We start from the raw sequence: 14,033 nt of genomic DNA, 5'->3' as shown, positions 1-14,033 counted from the left end.
GTCATGGGTGGCAGCGGCGTCATCGACAATTTCCTCGGGGTCTTCACCTCCTATATCGACAGCGGGTTCGGTCTTCTCAGCGGCGAGGTCGCCTTCATCGCCACCACGCTGATCGTCATCGACGTGACGCTCGCCGCCCTGTTCTGGAGCTGGGGCGCCGACGACGACATCATCGCCCGTCTGGTGAAAAAGACCCTGTTCGTGGGCGTCTTCGCCTACCTGATCTCGAACTGGAACAATCTCGCCCGCATTATCTTCGAGAGCTTTGCCGGCCTCGGCCTCAAAGGGTCGGGCACCGGCTTTTCGACGGCGGATCTCCTTCGCCCTGGACGGGTGGCGCAGGTTGGTCTCGACGCAGCCCGCCCGCTGCTGGAATCCATTTCCGACCTGATGGGCTGGGTGGCATTCTTCGAGAATTTCATTCAGATCGCATGCCTGCTGTTCGCCTGGGCGCTCGTCCTGCTGGCGTTCTTCATTCTGGCCATCCAGCTGTTCGTCACGCTGATCGAATTCAAGCTGACCACCTTGGCGGGATTTGTGCTCATCCCGTTCGGGCTGTTCGGAAAGACTGCTTTCATGGCCGAAAGGGTTCTCGGCAATGTCGTGTCCTCCGGCATCAAGGTCCTGGTGCTCGCCGTCATCATCGGCATCGGCTCCACCCTGTTCAGCCAGTTCACCGTCGGTTTCGGCGGCGCCACACCGACAATCGACGATGCTATGGCCGTCGTGCTTGCCGCGCTTTCTCTCCTGGGCCTCGGCATTTTTGGTCCCGGCATCGCCAACGGTCTCGTTTCCGGTGGCCCGCAGCTCGGCGCGGGCGCTGCCGTCGGCACCGGCCTTGCCGTCGGTGGCGCAGCGCTTGCCGCGGGCGGCGCGGCCGGTCTGGCCTTGCGGGGTGGCGCCGCGGCATTGTCCGGTGGCGCGGCCGCCGTTCGGGGTGGAGCAGCGGCGGCGGGTGCCGCATCTACCGCCTATAATCTCGGATCGATGGGACAGAGCGGCGCTTCGGGCGTGGCGTCCGGTCTCGGCGGTGTTGCTCGCGGTGCAGGCTCCGCTGCCGTCTCGCCGCTCAAGCGCGCAGCCGGGCAGGCGGCCGAAAGAGTCAAATCGAATTTTTCCGAAGGCGTGAAAGACGGCTTCAGCGCGACCGGCGGCTCTTCCACGCTTGGCACCGTCGGCGGTGCCGATCCCGCCAATGACGATTCCTTTGCCGCCACCCCATCGGGTTCGCGCGATGGCGCCCCCGATTGGGCCAGGCGCATGAAACGCAGCCAGCACTTCAGCCACGGCGTTTCCGCGGCCGCCCATGCCGTTCGTTCCGGCGACAGCCATGGTGGTGGCTCTTCCGTCAATCTCTCCGAAAGTGACCGCTCATGAGCTTGTTCAAACGACCGGCAACCCATTACGGCAAGACGCCGCAACCCGAAACGCCCTATCAGAAGGCCGCACAGATCTGGGACGAACGTATCGGTTCGGCCCGTGTGCAGGCGCGGAACTGGAGGTTCATGGCCTTCGGAAGCCTGATCCTTTCGGCGGGCTTTGCCGCAGCACTCGTCTGGCAGTCCACGCGTGGGACCGTCGTGCCGTGGGTCGTACAGGTCGACAAGCTCGGCCAGGCCCAGACCGTCGCAGCTGCCACGGCCGACTATCGTCCCACCGATCCGCAGGTCGCATGGCATCTGGCGAGATTCATCGAACAGGTCAGGAGCACTCCCGCCGATCCCATCATCGTCCGCCAGAACTGGCTCCGCGCCTATGACTGGACGACGGATCGCGGCGCAACAGCGCTGAACGACTATGCGCGGTCCAACGACCCCTTCACCAAGGTCGGCAAGCAGCAGGTCGCCGTCGAGGTGTCGAGCGTCATTCGCGCGTCTCCCGACAGCTTCCGTGTCGCCTGGATCGAGCGCCGCTACGAGAATGGTCAGCTTTCCACCACCGAACGCTGGACCGCGATCCTGACCATCGTGCTCCAGGCGCCCCGCGATGCTGAACGGCTCAAGGCCAATCCTCTCGGCATCTACGTCAACGCGATTTCATGGTCGAGGGAGATGGGCGAATGAATAAGCCGCCGATCCGCAAATCCGGAAACCCTTCTTTCCGCAAACCCGCATTTGCTGCCGTGCTCCTGTCCGCCGCCTCCCTTGCCGGCTGCGCTACACTGCAGAAGCCGCCACAGATCCGCTATGACGCCGATGTGCCGGCATTGCCGGCCGTTCCTGCCGTGCTGACCGATGATCGTCCGAAGTCGCTGCACATTCCGCCTGGCTGGACGCCGGCGCGCGGAGGAGCCACGGCAACCACCCCGACCGGGCGGATTCAGAATGCCAATGACGCGGCCCGTGTCGAGCCGCGCCGGGAAGGCTACTACAACTCCATCCAGATCTATCCCTGGAGCGAGGGCGCCCTTTATCAGGTTTATGCCGCACCCGGCCAGATCACCGACATCGCGCTCGAACCCGGCGAAAGCCTGACCGGAGCCGGGCCGATCGCCGCCGGCGATACTACGCGCTGGATTATCGGCGATACCGAGAGCGGCAGCGGCACCACCCGGCGCGTGCATGTGCTGGTGAAACCCTCACGTCCCGACATCACCACCAACCTGGTGATTTCCACTGATCGCCGTACCTACCTGATCGAATTACGCTCCGGTGAAAAACCCTACATGCCATCGGTCGCCTGGTCCTATCCACAGGTGCCGGGCTCTCGACAATCCATCCCCGACACGCCAGCTATTCCGGCCGTGGCGGCGCGAAACTACCGCTATGGCCTCACCGGCGACACGCCGCCCTGGCGGCCGGTCTCCGTTTATGACGATGGCCGCAAGGTCTATGTCGAATTTCCGCGCGGCATCGTACAGGGGGAATTCCCGCCGCTCTTCGTCATCGGCCCGGAAGGCGAGGCGCAGATCGCCAATACCCGAATCTATCGGAACATCCTGATCGTCGATCGCCTCTTCGGTGCGGCGGAACTGCGCTTGGGCAGCGGCAAGCATCAGCAGACTGTGAGGATCGTCCGCACAAGCGGAGTCGTGCAGGTGCCGACAGCCCAAACCAAGGAAGGAGGGCGGTCGTCATGAGCGAGGCCGACAACCGCGAAGATGCAACCCAGGCCCCCGGTCCTGTTCCACACATGCGCTTGCGAGCAGAACCGCCGCGCGTCACCCGGCTATCGCGCAAGGTGCTCGCCGGACTTGGCCTCGTCGCGTCGCTCGGTATCGGTGGCGCGTTGATTTATGCGCTTCAGACTCGAGACCGCGGCAATGGTGGCGAAGAGCTTTACTCGACTGAGAACCGGACCACTGCCGACGGTTTGGCAGGCTTGCCGCGGGACTATACCGGTCCCATCCTGGGGCCGGCTTTGCCGGGGGATCTCGGTCGTCCGATCCTCAGTGCGCGGGATCGTGGTCAGCCTGTCGCTGTGCCGACAATGACGGCTCCGAACGTCGATCCGGCCGAGCAACGACGCCTTGCCGAAGCGGAAGCCGCCCGAACCAGCCGCGTGTTCTTCCAGACAGAAACACGGACAACGGCAAGCGCGATAACGCCCAACGCGAATACGATGCCGAATCTTGCCGGTCTCGATCAGGCCGGCGCTCCCACGGCACAGGACCGGCAAGCCGCCTTCCTCAACGCTGCCATCGATCGCCGCACCGTTGCCGCCGATCGCGTGATGCCGCCGGCGTCGCCCTATGTGCTGCATGCCGGTTCGGTGATATCCGGAGCGCTTATCACCGGCATTCGCTCCGATCTCCCCGGCCAGATTACCGCCCAGGTCACCGAGAACATCTACGACAGCCCGACCGGCCGCATTCTGCTTGTGCCGCAGGGCACCCGCATCATTGGCGAATATGACAACAATGTCGGCTTCGGCCAGAGGCGTGTCCTCCTGGTCTGGAACCGTCTGATATTCCCGAATGGACGATCCATCGTCCTTGAACGACAGCCTGGCGCCGATACGCAGGGCTATGCCGGTCTCGAGGATGGTGTCGACTACCACTGGTGGGAGCTGGCGAAGGCAGCCGGTCTTTCGACGCTGCTCTCGGTTGGCGCAGAACTCGCCACGGACGACGATGATCGGCTGATCCAGGCCATCCGCAACGGTGGCCAGGATACGATCAATGATGCCGGACAACAGATCATCCAACGTCAGTTGCAGATCGCGCCGACGCTGACCATCAGGCCCGGATTTCCGGTCCGGATTATCGTCACCCGGGATCTCGTGATGGAGCCCTATAGAGGTTGACCCAATGGCCAAATTAAAGCTCGGACCCATTGCCGACGATAAGCCTGTAAAGCTCACGGTGGAACTGCCGGCCACACTTCACCGCGATCTGGTGGCCTATGCTGAGGTACTTGGCGGTGAGACGGGCCAGCCAGCACTCGAACCGGCAAAGCTCATCGCTCCCATGATTGAACGGTTCATGGCGACAGACCGAGGCTTTGCAAAGGCTCGCCGGATTCCACGGCGAAACGCTGGTCATGGCCCGGATACAGGCCGCTCGGCATAAGACGCCTTGCTATGTTCCCGAGGCCGGCTTCAGATCCGAACGAGCGGCCGGCTTCTCGATCGGATAGAAAGATCGTGCGGCCGCAAATTTTAGAAACGGCGAGATCGCAGGATTTTGATGCTCTGTGAGCAATACCGCACTGAACTCAACGATGTCTGTGTCATCACCAACGGGAACGAACGCAAGGTTCCTGTAATCCTCGCTGACTGTCGATTCCAGCGTCATGAACACGCCGAAACCGCGAGCCGCGAGGGTAAGCAGGTCATCCCGTCCGACGTCGTGGACCGAGATGCCTGGACTTGACCCGCTCTCGTACAGCTTCCTTAAAAGCAAAGATTCCATTTCGACGCCCTTATCGTTAGCCGGGCTCAAAAAGGTCTCTTCACGCAGGTCGTCCCAGGGAAGGCTTGGCAGCTCCGCGAGACGATGACTTTTCGGCAACGCTACGACAAGACGTTCATTCCACATCCTTGTCGTCGTGCAGCCAGGCAGTTCCGGCGCCCCTGCCAGAAACGCCACATCAAGACGCCGGCTGAGCAAACGAGTGCCGGCGATCCGCTGCGAAACCTCTTCCACACGTACCTCGACCGACGGATAAGCCGCGCGATAGCTTTCCAGCAGGTCTCCGAGAAAGCCGTTGGCCAGAGACGTGACCACACCAATTCGCAACTCCCCGATCTCCCCACGATGAGCTTTGCGTGTGTCAAGGATCGCCTGCTCCATATGCGACGCACCAACCGCAGCCGACTGGAGGAACCGCGCTCCGGCTGGCGTCAATTCGGCGCCTTTGCGGCTGCGATCGAACAACGCAATGCCGATGCGGCGCTCCAATAACTGAACTCGTCGACTGATTGTTGATTGCGAGAGATCAAGAGCCTGTGCCGCCGCCCGAAAACTTCCGTGCTCCGCAACAAGAATGGCATAGGTCAGGTAACGTAGGTCGAGTGACAGGTCTGGCATGTGTATCGTTCCATGCCATCTACGCTCTAGGCGGTTTCTGAGGAGATAAAGGACGGGTTGCCATGCGTGCCAACAAAAATCTGCAGGGCGCATGTAGTACAAACATATTTCATGCTCTCGCTGCCCTGATTTGCGGCAAGATCGGCCAGCTGGTTCAACCAATGCTGCATTCCTCGTCCTCCGTCTAAGTGTCGCCAGTTTCCTTGTCGTCTCTATCCGCTCGATGGCCTGTTGCCCGACCACCTTGGTGTGGCTTTCTTCACTCTCTCTTGCCTGTCGCTAAACCAAGCCCACGTTTCCCCGTGCCACGGTTTGCACATTGCGGATCATTATCTTTGTTTGGTTCTATGGCAGTCTTCGAAGCGATTTGTTGTGCAAGACAAGCTGATAAAACAGCTCTTATGCCAATGGGCCGGTAATTCGCGAGGAGATTTACTTCCCTTTCCTGCTCTTCGCTGAGGTCGTCATCGGCCTGCTCAACCATCTGTCGTCTCCCGAATTTCTCGTGCCAGCACGGGTCAGAGAATTGCTGTTCAATCAACCTTTTCAGGTCCTGCTAGGATGTTTCGGTGCCGAATGAGGGTGCCGCGTACGATGGCGCACAAACAAAGCGACAGCCACGATCGCGATTGGGCTGAGAATGCTCATCGCCAGTTCATCATTCGAGAAATGAAGAGTATGGAACACACCCTTGAAGGTGTATCCCAGCAAGCCGACAACATAGTAGCTGACAGCAGCGATCGAGAGGCCCTCGACGGTCTGCTGCAATCGCAACTGCAATTGCGCTCGCTCGCTCATTCTTTCCAGGATATCGCGGTTTTGCTTCTCCATTGCGACGTCGACCTTGGCGCGCAGCAACTGGGTTGCCCTCGCCAGTTTCCGGGACAAATTGATTTGCCGCTCTTCTATCGAAAAGCAGGTTTGCAGCGCCGGCGCCATCCGCCTGCTCAGGAAGGCCGGGAATGTCTCGCGATCGGCCACCGGTTCAAAGCCGATGGCTCCGATCCGGCCAAGCACGATGTTCTGATAGGCACGGCTAGCCCCGAAACGGAACAACGACTTCGCGGCCCCTGCCTCAAGTCGCGCAGCGAGCACGACGAGCTTGTCCAAGAGACGTTCGTTGTCTTCCAGTGCAAGAGCCCCTGTCATTTCCTGGGTCGTCTCAACCAACGAGTTTTCAATCTCCCGGATGGAGGGCTCCAATCGTTGAGCTTCCGGAAGACATAAAAGTGCCAGCAGCCGATAGGTCTCGAGTTCCAGCAGACGCTGCACCAGCGCACCGATGCGCATGGCTGGCACGTCGGTGTTGATGACCAGGATTTTCACGAAGCCACGATTATCCGGCTTGAAATCCGTCGCAACGGTGACCGCTCCCTTCTCGGCGGTCATAACGCACAGGGATTCCTTCGCGAAAATCGTGTCCAGCTCAGGTATGGAGGATGCTTCGACAATATGCAGATCGACGGCGACGAGGTGCGGGCCAGGCTGAGGGAGCGTATACATTTCGGGGGCCATGGAAGCCGCCGCGAGCGAGAAGCCCTCTGGTCCAGGGTGTTTGTAGTACCAGCAGTATGTCGTGAATTCGTTGTGCCGTTCCCAGCGCAAATGAACATTCTCGAATGACACACGGTGATGTCGAGCGTGGGCCGGAATAGGCTCGTGGCCCTTTTCCTCGCAAAGCGCCGAGAGTATCCTGCGCTCCGCATCCCTGTCAGGCTCTACGGATTGAAACGCAAAATGGACAAGACGGGCTGGGGTTTCGATCGGGCGAAACGGCCGCGCATGAACCTCGCCGAGAACAGATGCACGATCGCGATGAGGCGAGAGCGCTTGTGTTGAATTCTCAGGCGAGGATGTCATATTGTTAGCCTTCCCAGGTTCAGGACGCGGCCAGCAGGGCTTGCCGCCGGAGCAGCATTCCGAAAAGATCCCTTGGCTCGTCTGGGTCGGCTAGAAGGTCGAGTGGGCTGCTGTGGCTTGATCCCTCAACGCGGTCGCGGACGTAACGCAGCGCCGAAAAATCCTCGATCGCAAATCCGACGCTGTCGAAAAGCGTGATTTGCTTGTCGCTCTTTCGGCCGACGTCCTGGCCAGTCATGACGCGCCAAAGTTCGGTAACAGGATGATCGGGCGCGAGTTGCTGGATCTCGCCTTCAATCCGGGTCTGTGGCGGAAACTCCACGAAAATATCCGAGCGCAGCAGGATATCGCGGTGCATCTCGGTCTTGCCTGGGCAGTCGCCGCCGACGCCGTTGATGTGGACGCCGGGGCCGATCATATTGTCGCTCAGGATCGTGGCATTGTGCTTATCGGCCGTCGCGGTCGTAATGATATCGGCACCCTCGACTGCCTGTTCCGCAGACGTACAGGCCTCGATCTGAAAGCCGAACCGCTGGAGATTGCGGGAGCAGCGAGCAGTCGCCTCGGGGTCGATGTCGTAAAGCCGTATCCGATCGACGCCGATCAGCGCCTTGAAGGCCAAAGCCTGGAACTCACTTTGGGCACCGTTGCCGATCAGCGCCATCGTGCGCGCATCTTTACGGGCCAGATACTTTGCCGCGATCGCGGAGGTCGCGGCCGTTCGCAAGGCCGTCAGGATTGTCATTTCCGACAGCAGCAGCGGATAGCCGCTATCGACATCGGAGAGCACGCCGAACGCGGTCACCGTCTGGCGTCCCGACTTCGTGTTTTTCGGGTGGCCGTTGACGTATTTAAAGCCGTAGAGGGTGCCGTCGCTCGTCGGCATGAGTTCAATCACGCCGTCCCGCGAATGCGAGGCGATGCGTGGAATCTTGTCGAAGCTTTCCCAGCGCCGGAAATCTTCTTCAATGTAGCCGGCCAGTTGAACAAGGAAGTTCTCGATCCCGGTGCTGACCGCCAAATCCATCATGTTTTCAACACTGATGAACGGAACGATGTTGAGGTTGACAATTGCTGGCATCTTTTGGCCCCCTTTATTGGTTTGATAGACTGCCGGACGAGCCCCGATCACACGGGTTCGGCCGTGATCGCGTACCCGGTAACTACCCGTTTCTTGAGCGTGGGCAGATCCAGCGGGCCGAGGTCTGGAAGCAGGTCGTTTTCTTCGGAAAAGTCGCGTCCGTAGCAGGCGCTTAAAATTCGCACGCCGCTTTCATGCAAAGGCGCCGATACGCCGGCTGCTTTTGCCAAATGCAGGGTGGGGATCAGACCAAAGGGAACGTCTTCGAGCACGTAGCGAGTATCGAGGCTCTTCGGACCTGCCGGGTCGCTTCCGCGCTCGACCAGGATCGATGATATTTCTGAAACCGATTGGCCGGATATGTCGAACGATAATCGGAAGTGATCGAAGGTGGATCGGACCGTCTTGCCGAAAGCGGACGCGATTGCCAGCCTCTCAAGATCGAGCGCTTCCAGGAAGCGCCCGACGGCCGGGGTGACATTGGTGTTCTGACCCCAGTCCTCAGCGCGTTCGATACGCGACAAATTGCAAAGCGCGATTCCCATATGGTCCTGGGGATTGAGGTTGCTCAATGCGATCGTGAGGATGTCGTCCTTAACGTCGAACCGATCGCCGAACAGAGCGACGCATGTTTCGTGCGCCCGTCCTGCGAAGCGTGCCGGTAGGGTCGCCATATCGACCTTTGCCCGGATGGCACCGATGTTGAACGTATCCGCTGCCCGCGGCTTGCAGGTCAGCACAGTCGTGCTCCATGCCGTGATTGGAATCTCGATTCCACGCTCGGCCAGCCCCTTGGCGAGGTAGAGCGCCGCAAAGGAAAGATGGGCGCTGATGATCACCGAATGACGTGCGCTGAGGTGCGGCAGAAGAGCGTCGAGAACAAAGCGGTGACCATAGGCTGGCAGTGCCAGCACGATCACATCGGCTTCGGCCAATTCCTCGGCGTTCGTGCAGATGTGCGGGTGGAACTCCATGCTGATAGCACCCGTGATCTTCACCGGCGCGCCGGCAGAGAAATCAGTAGTTCTTTCGCGTGAACGCGACCAGATCAATGGCTCATGGCCATTCTGTAAGAGGAACGCCGCATATCCAATGGCGATCGATCCTGCTCCCGCTATTCCAACCTTCATCTTCTTCCTCCTGGTTTCGAAGGGTTGTCTCGATGCGAGAGGCAAACCTCGATCGCACCGGGCCACACCCAGTGGTCAAAATGCTGTTGTCACCCGGTCGAACACGCGCCTGCCGAACAGGCTCGCGGCAAGATCGGTCATCAGTCGGGCCGTACGTCCTCGCTCGTCCAGAAACGGATTGAGCTCCGCAAGGTCGAGCGAGGTGACGAGACCGCTGTCATGGAGCATCTCCATGATGAGGTGTGCCTCTCGGAAAGTCGCCCCGCCCGGAACCGTGGTGCCCACCGCCGGCGCAATCCCGGGATCGAGGAAGTCGACGTCGAGGCTGACGTGCAATCTGCCCTTGGCCTTGCTCACGCGGTCAAGAAAGACGCCCAGCGGGCGTACGACGCCTTGCTCGTCCAGAACCCGCATGTCGGCGACTTCGATACCGATCTCGGCAACCCGGCGCCTTTCTTCCGGGTCGACCGAGCGAATCCCCATCATGGATACGTTGCGGGGATCCACAGGCGCTGCCAGCGGCGGTAGCCCTTCGAAGCCAGGCTGGCCCGTATAGTAGGCGACCGGCGTGCCATGAAGATTGCCGCTTGCAGTCGTGTGTAGGGTATGCAGGTCTGCGTGCGCGTCCAGCCAGAGGACGAATTGCTCCTTGCCGAGTTCGGCCGCTCGTTCGGCCACCCCGGAAACGGTGCCGGCAGACATTGAGTGATCGCCGCCGAGAAAAACCGGAAGATCGCAGCTGCGGGCCATCTCCAGCGCTTTTTTGGAGAGACTGCGCGTCCATCCCACCATAGCGTCGAGGTTCTTAACAGCGGAATTGGTGTGACTGATTTCGGGCTCCGCCGTCGGCGTCGCATCTCCGAGATCGGTGACAAGCCAGCCCAGTTCCGTCAAAGCTCGCGACAAGCCGGCAGTCCGAAAAGCATCAGGCCCCATCAGGCATCCGGGTTGGGATGCGCCGCTTTGAACGGGGGCTCCCAGGATTTGGCACGTCTTCAACTCATTCTCCTTGCGACGCCGCGAGGCGTTCATTTCTTGACTGCAACTTTGGTCACCACGCTGTGGCGATGGCCGAACGATCACTCATGTGTCGACGCTGAAACGACTTCCTCGGCCTGCTGAGCTGCAAGCATCGATACCGTTAGGGGAACAAAGGGAGGCCGCGGATTGAATAGGCCGACCTCGCCGGCGGTCAGACCGGCGACGGACTTCACCAGTTCGTGCACCGGGTAGCCGCACTGCCTTCCCTGACAGGGACCCATGCCCGCGCGTGTAAAACTCTTCAGCTGGTTAGGGCCTCGGCAAGCGCCACGGACAGCAGCTTCCCTCAACACGCCCGCGCTCAACTCTTCGCACCGGCAGACGATCGTTGCGTCGTCAGGCTGGGTCCGCGCAATATTCGGCGGATAGACTCCATCCAGAAATCGCCGGAACGCCTTTTGCCCGGCATGATGTGCCCTTAGCGGTTTTGTCTCGGCATCCGCCTGAGCGGCCGTCAGGGCGCCGTCACGAAGAAGGATACCGGTCGCGGCGATCTCTCCTTCGATCTCGGCATTGACGGCGCCGCCGATCCGAGCACCGTCCCCGGCTATGTACAGTCCGTCCGGACCTGCGTTCATCCACTCGTCGCGCTCAAGCCGGAACGCTGACTGGCCGACATCCCACATCAGTTGCGCGCCAACCGACACCGCCAACTGATGGCTTGGCACCAGCCCCTCGTGAACAAGAAGGGATTTGACCTCCAATCGGTCAGGCCTGCCGTTTGAAGTTTCGAACCGTACAGTTTCCAGTCGTCCGCTTCCTTCGGCGCTGATTTTGACCACGTTGCGTACGTGCCGAATGCCACTGAACTGCGGTAACCAGGCAATCCCTTTCAGGATTTGGCCGGGCTCCTTTAGCGCCCCGCGAAAACCGCGCAGCGAACGGCTGATGAGACCCCGTGGGGTCGTATCGAGATAAGCGACCGGCTTTGCCCCCGCGAGCCGCATCTGCTGCATGTATAGGAGCGGGAGAGGCCCGCTGCCGACGACGGCAATGGGACCTCTCGGCAACTGACCTGCCGTTTTCAATAGGATCTGTGCGGCGCCGACCGTCATGACGCCGGGTAGCGTCCAGCCGGTGAACGGAACCGGGCGTTCCTGTGCGCCCGTAGCGAGCAAGAGATGCCGTCCCATGACAGAGCGAATTTCTCCGCCCCTGACGTATTCCACCGTCCAACCCTGGCTGAGCCTGCTTACCTGAGCATCCGGGATGTAGTCGGCGCCACAGGCCAGGAATGCTTCGACTTGCCGGATGCCGCGTCGATATTCCGCCCCCAGAACGTTTATGACTGGGCTCGTCGCGTTGCGGCCGGCATTGCGCCAGATCTGACCTCCGGGCTGTGATTGCGAATCCAGCACGATGACGGATAGGCCGCTGCGCACAGCTCGCCGCGCTGCGGCCATGCCAGCGGGGCCAGCTCCGACGATTAACAGGTCGGCGCTCGATTTCGGGTTCATTTCAGCCTCTTCGGATGGTCATGGCGTTCGACCCTCATGCCGGCGTGAACCGTTTGCTGACAGCTTCGGATAGTGCCGATGTCTTCGACGTGCACGACACATTCGAAACAGACGCCCATCATGCAGTAGGGCGCCCTGGGCTGGGCGGAAGGAAAGGAGGTCCGCGTATGGATGTCGTCCAGACGCAGAAAGACGGCGGCCAGAGGCTCTCCATCGCGAGCGGTCACGAGACGACCGTCGACGGTGATTTCCACGACTTGGCCGGAGGGAAAGAGAACTTCACTCGTCACGCCGCGATCCCCATCTTGAATCGGCTGCCGCGAAAAGCGTCGTAGGATGGCTCCCTTCCACCGGCTGCCAACCATTCGGCAAAAGGACCTGCATGCAGAGCGGCAAGGGTGACGCCGGAATGGCATGCGACGACGTGGATACCTGGGTATCGCCGCGACCGATCGTAGACAGGCACCCCGTCCGGGGTCAGCACGCGTAGTCCCGCCCACTGCCGTATGACACGCAACGCGCCGACGTCAGGCATCACATTGATCGCGCGATTGGCGATATGACGTGCGCCGGCAGCTGTCACGTCTGTAGACCGGCCCACACGTTCATTCGTAACGCCGAGTTGAAACGTGCCCGTCATGGTCTGACGGATACCGCTGGCGGCGTAAGGGAAAACCGGGGCGACCCGTTCCGTGATGAGAAGCTGCCCCTTTTCCGGGACGAGCAGAAGCGGAAGGTCCAGGCTCTTGGCAAAAGCCATGGAGTCATTTCCCGCTGCAATAATCACCCGCTCCGCCTCTATCATGAGGCCATCCGTCGCCAGTCGGAAGCCGCCAAGCGTGGGCGCGATGCTGTCGACGTGTTCGCCCGTCATCAAGGTTCCACCGAGGCGCACAAATCCGTCCAGCAGAGCGCGAAGGACCAGCAGAGGATTGACGTCACCGTCCATATGACTGAACGACGCTGAACACACCTTCGGCCCGAGACGGATGTCGGGAAGCATGCGCTCAACGCGCGAGCGCTCCAGCATCTCGAAGCGATAGTCAGGATGAATGGCAGCCATCTTCTCGCCGATCGCTTTTTCTTCTTCCGCCTGAGCTTCCGACACACAAAAGAGCAAACCACCGTTGCGGCGGTACTCCACGTCGACACCTGTCAGTTCTTTCAACTCGGATGCAAAACCTGGCCACAGCTCAGCGCTTTGCCGCGTGATGCGATGGTATTCAGGATATTCGTCGCCCTTGCCCTGAACCCAGATCAGGCCGAAATTCGTTCGGGACGCGCGCAGCGCATCGTCCGCGCCATCGATGATGATCACCCGGCGCCCCAACTTAGCTAACCCGTATCCAATTGCGGCGCCCACTACGCCGCCGCCAACAATGGCTGTCTCGAACTCGTGATCCATTTAACCTTCTCACAATACGAAGGCTTCCGTGCCCGGGCGAAACGTTCGATCCGTGGCCATTAGCCCCCAGTGAGCCAGACGCATCCTTCAGTCCTCGTGCGGTCGGCTATACAGTGTGTCCAGCTGTCGCCGTTTGACGGCCAAGTTTTGAGGACCTTCTTTGCTTCGGTTTCATCAGTCTTGAACAGATGATCACTATGTGAAGCGGGTCGATTGCAGATCTGGCTATCTTGGAATTCTTGCCTTCCAGCTTAGGGATAAGGCGTTGCCGTCCATGCTACAAGGGCAGTAATAGGCATACGGCGATGTTCAAATGTTATGAAGGCGGCACGGTCCTGGTGGCCGTCGCGAACCACAGGACGCGACCGGTTAATCTCAGTCTCCTTCGTCGCCCTCAGTTTCTATAAGCAGGCGAGTCTCATCCGTTCCGATTGATTGCCGTTGCCAATCAATCGGTGGGATATGCAAATTCTCCAAACGGAGTGAGCAGCGTATTCATCGCTGAAATATCGCGATGATCATTCCAGGACGGAGACAGGTTTCATGCAGATCAGAACAGATCGAAATACCCCGCAGGCCGACCAACTGA

At 60.3% G+C, this 14,033-nt stretch carries 14 protein-coding genes; 5 read left to right on the top strand and 9 right to left on the bottom strand.

Annotation, left to right across the window (positions count from 1 at the left end; genetic code table 11):
- The first annotated feature begins 3 nt into the window (after nucleotides 1–3).
- From trbL to JZX88_RS20010, 5 genes are read left to right on the top strand one after another with little or no spacing between them, the layout of a single operon-like run.
- Complete coding sequence (trbL, locus tag JZX88_RS20030; RefSeq protein WP_173995698.1) at nucleotides 4–1,377, top strand: P-type conjugative transfer protein TrbL; 1,374 nt, start codon at nucleotides 4–6, stop codon at nucleotides 1,375–1,377.
- Nucleotides 1,374–2,063, top strand: a complete 690-nt coding sequence (gene trbF / locus JZX88_RS20025; RefSeq protein ID WP_173995699.1) for a conjugal transfer protein TrbF — start codon at nucleotides 1,374–1,376, stop codon at nucleotides 2,061–2,063. The genes trbL and trbF overlap by 4 nt, the downstream gene beginning before the upstream one ends.
- The gene (trbG, locus tag JZX88_RS20020) at nucleotides 2,060–3,079 is read left to right on the top strand and encodes a P-type conjugative transfer protein TrbG (RefSeq protein ID WP_173995700.1); all 1,020 of its coding nucleotides are present in this window, start codon (nucleotides 2,060–2,062) and stop codon (nucleotides 3,077–3,079) included. The genes trbF and trbG overlap by 4 nt, the downstream gene beginning before the upstream one ends.
- Entirely contained in the window at nucleotides 3,076–4,245 is a 1,170-nt protein-coding gene (locus JZX88_RS20015) for a TrbI/VirB10 family protein (protein ID WP_173995701.1), read from the top strand. Before trbG ends, JZX88_RS20015 begins: the two co-directional genes overlap by 4 nt.
- A 4-nt stretch (nucleotides 4,246–4,249) precedes the next feature.
- On the top strand, nucleotides 4,250–4,510 hold the full coding sequence (locus JZX88_RS20010) for a DUF2274 domain-containing protein (protein WP_173995702.1): 261 nt from the start codon (nucleotides 4,250–4,252) through the stop codon (nucleotides 4,508–4,510).
- Nucleotides 4,511–4,519: 9 nt separating this feature from the next.
- Here JZX88_RS20010 and JZX88_RS20005 read toward each other — a convergent pair whose 3' ends face one another.
- The 9 genes from JZX88_RS20005 to JZX88_RS19965 form a co-directional block, all read right to left on the bottom strand.
- Nucleotides 4,520–5,470, bottom strand: coding sequence for a LysR family transcriptional regulator (locus JZX88_RS20005; RefSeq protein ID WP_173995703.1), 951 nt, complete (start codon nucleotides 5,468–5,470; stop codon nucleotides 4,520–4,522).
- Between the two features lie 259 nt (nucleotides 5,471–5,729).
- The gene (locus JZX88_RS20000; protein ID WP_172691245.1) at nucleotides 5,730–5,954 is read right to left on the bottom strand and encodes a hypothetical protein; all 225 of its coding nucleotides are present in this window, start codon (nucleotides 5,952–5,954) and stop codon (nucleotides 5,730–5,732) included.
- Between the two features lie 62 nt (nucleotides 5,955–6,016).
- Entirely contained in the window at nucleotides 6,017–7,330 is a 1,314-nt protein-coding gene (locus JZX88_RS19995; protein WP_173995704.1) for a DUF3422 domain-containing protein, read from the bottom strand.
- A 19-nt stretch (nucleotides 7,331–7,349) separates the two neighbouring features.
- Entirely contained in the window at nucleotides 7,350–8,411 is a 1,062-nt protein-coding gene (locus JZX88_RS19990; RefSeq protein ID WP_162996221.1) for an ornithine cyclodeaminase, read from the bottom strand.
- Nucleotides 8,412–8,458: 47 nt separating this feature from the next.
- A complete protein-coding gene (locus JZX88_RS19985; protein ID WP_172690975.1) occupies nucleotides 8,459–9,541 on the bottom strand; it encodes an NAD/NADP octopine/nopaline dehydrogenase family protein in 1,083 nt (360 codons plus the stop codon).
- Nucleotides 9,542–9,616: 75 nt separating this feature from the next.
- Nucleotides 9,617–10,573 carry an arginase gene (gene rocF / locus JZX88_RS19980; RefSeq protein WP_206914544.1) on the bottom strand — a complete coding sequence of 319 codons (957 nt, stop codon included), beginning with the start codon at nucleotides 10,571–10,573 and terminating at the stop codon, nucleotides 9,617–9,619.
- Nucleotides 10,574–10,620: 47 nt separating this feature from the next.
- On the bottom strand, nucleotides 10,621–12,039 hold the full coding sequence (locus JZX88_RS19975; protein WP_174067311.1) for an NAD(P)/FAD-dependent oxidoreductase: 1,419 nt from the start codon (nucleotides 12,037–12,039) through the stop codon (nucleotides 10,621–10,623).
- The gene (locus JZX88_RS19970; protein WP_174067310.1) at nucleotides 12,036–12,329 is read right to left on the bottom strand and encodes a (2Fe-2S)-binding protein; all 294 of its coding nucleotides are present in this window, start codon (nucleotides 12,327–12,329) and stop codon (nucleotides 12,036–12,038) included. The genes JZX88_RS19975 and JZX88_RS19970 overlap by 4 nt, the downstream gene beginning before the upstream one ends.
- Nucleotides 12,326–13,444: an FAD-binding oxidoreductase gene (locus JZX88_RS19965; protein WP_173995719.1), complete on the bottom strand. Its 1,119-nt coding sequence runs from the start codon at nucleotides 13,442–13,444 to the stop codon at nucleotides 12,326–12,328. Before JZX88_RS19965 ends, JZX88_RS19970 begins: the two co-directional genes overlap by 4 nt.
- Between the last annotated feature and the right edge of the window lie 589 nt (nucleotides 13,445–14,033).

Source organism: Agrobacterium sp. OT33 (genome assembly GCF_017313365.1).
In the GTDB taxonomy this organism is placed as follows: Bacteria; Pseudomonadota; Alphaproteobacteria; order Rhizobiales; family Rhizobiaceae; genus Agrobacterium; species Agrobacterium rhizogenes_A.
The sequence above is the reverse complement of the archived record's forward strand: the minus strand, read 5'-3'. Positions and strand labels throughout refer to the sequence as shown.

Excerpts from the sequence above, each read along its gene's own strand:
- JZX88_RS20000 (WP_172691245.1), bottom strand. The coding sequence starts at position 5,954 with ATGGTTGAGCAGGCCGATGACGACCTCAGCGAAGAGCAGGAAAGGGAA.
- rocF (WP_206914544.1), bottom strand. The coding sequence starts at position 10,573 with ATGAACGCCTCGCGGCGTCGCAAGGAGAATGAGTTGAAGACGTGCCAA.
- JZX88_RS19990 (WP_162996221.1), bottom strand. The coding sequence starts at position 8,411 with ATGCCAGCAATTGTCAACCTCAACATCGTTCCGTTCATCAGTGTTGAA.
- JZX88_RS19965 (WP_173995719.1), bottom strand. The coding sequence starts at position 13,444 with ATGGATCACGAGTTCGAGACAGCCATTGTTGGCGGCGGCGTAGTGGGC.
- JZX88_RS20005 (WP_173995703.1), bottom strand. The coding sequence starts at position 5,470 with ATGCCAGACCTGTCACTCGACCTACGTTACCTGACCTATGCCATTCTT.
- trbF (WP_173995699.1), top strand. The coding sequence starts at position 1,374 with ATGAGCTTGTTCAAACGACCGGCAACCCATTACGGCAAGACGCCGCAA.
- JZX88_RS20015 (WP_173995701.1), top strand. The coding sequence starts at position 3,076 with ATGAGCGAGGCCGACAACCGCGAAGATGCAACCCAGGCCCCCGGTCCT.
- JZX88_RS19975 (WP_174067311.1), bottom strand. The coding sequence starts at position 12,039 with ATGAACCCGAAATCGAGCGCCGACCTGTTAATCGTCGGAGCTGGCCCC.
- JZX88_RS19985 (WP_172690975.1), bottom strand. The coding sequence starts at position 9,541 with ATGAAGGTTGGAATAGCGGGAGCAGGATCGATCGCCATTGGATATGCG.
- trbL (WP_173995698.1), top strand. The coding sequence starts at position 4 with ATGGGTGGCAGCGGCGTCATCGACAATTTCCTCGGGGTCTTCACCTCC.
- JZX88_RS20010 (WP_173995702.1), top strand. The coding sequence starts at position 4,250 with ATGGCCAAATTAAAGCTCGGACCCATTGCCGACGATAAGCCTGTAAAG.
- trbG (WP_173995700.1), top strand. The coding sequence starts at position 2,060 with ATGAATAAGCCGCCGATCCGCAAATCCGGAAACCCTTCTTTCCGCAAA.
- JZX88_RS19995 (WP_173995704.1), bottom strand. The coding sequence starts at position 7,330 with ATGACATCCTCGCCTGAGAATTCAACACAAGCGCTCTCGCCTCATCGC.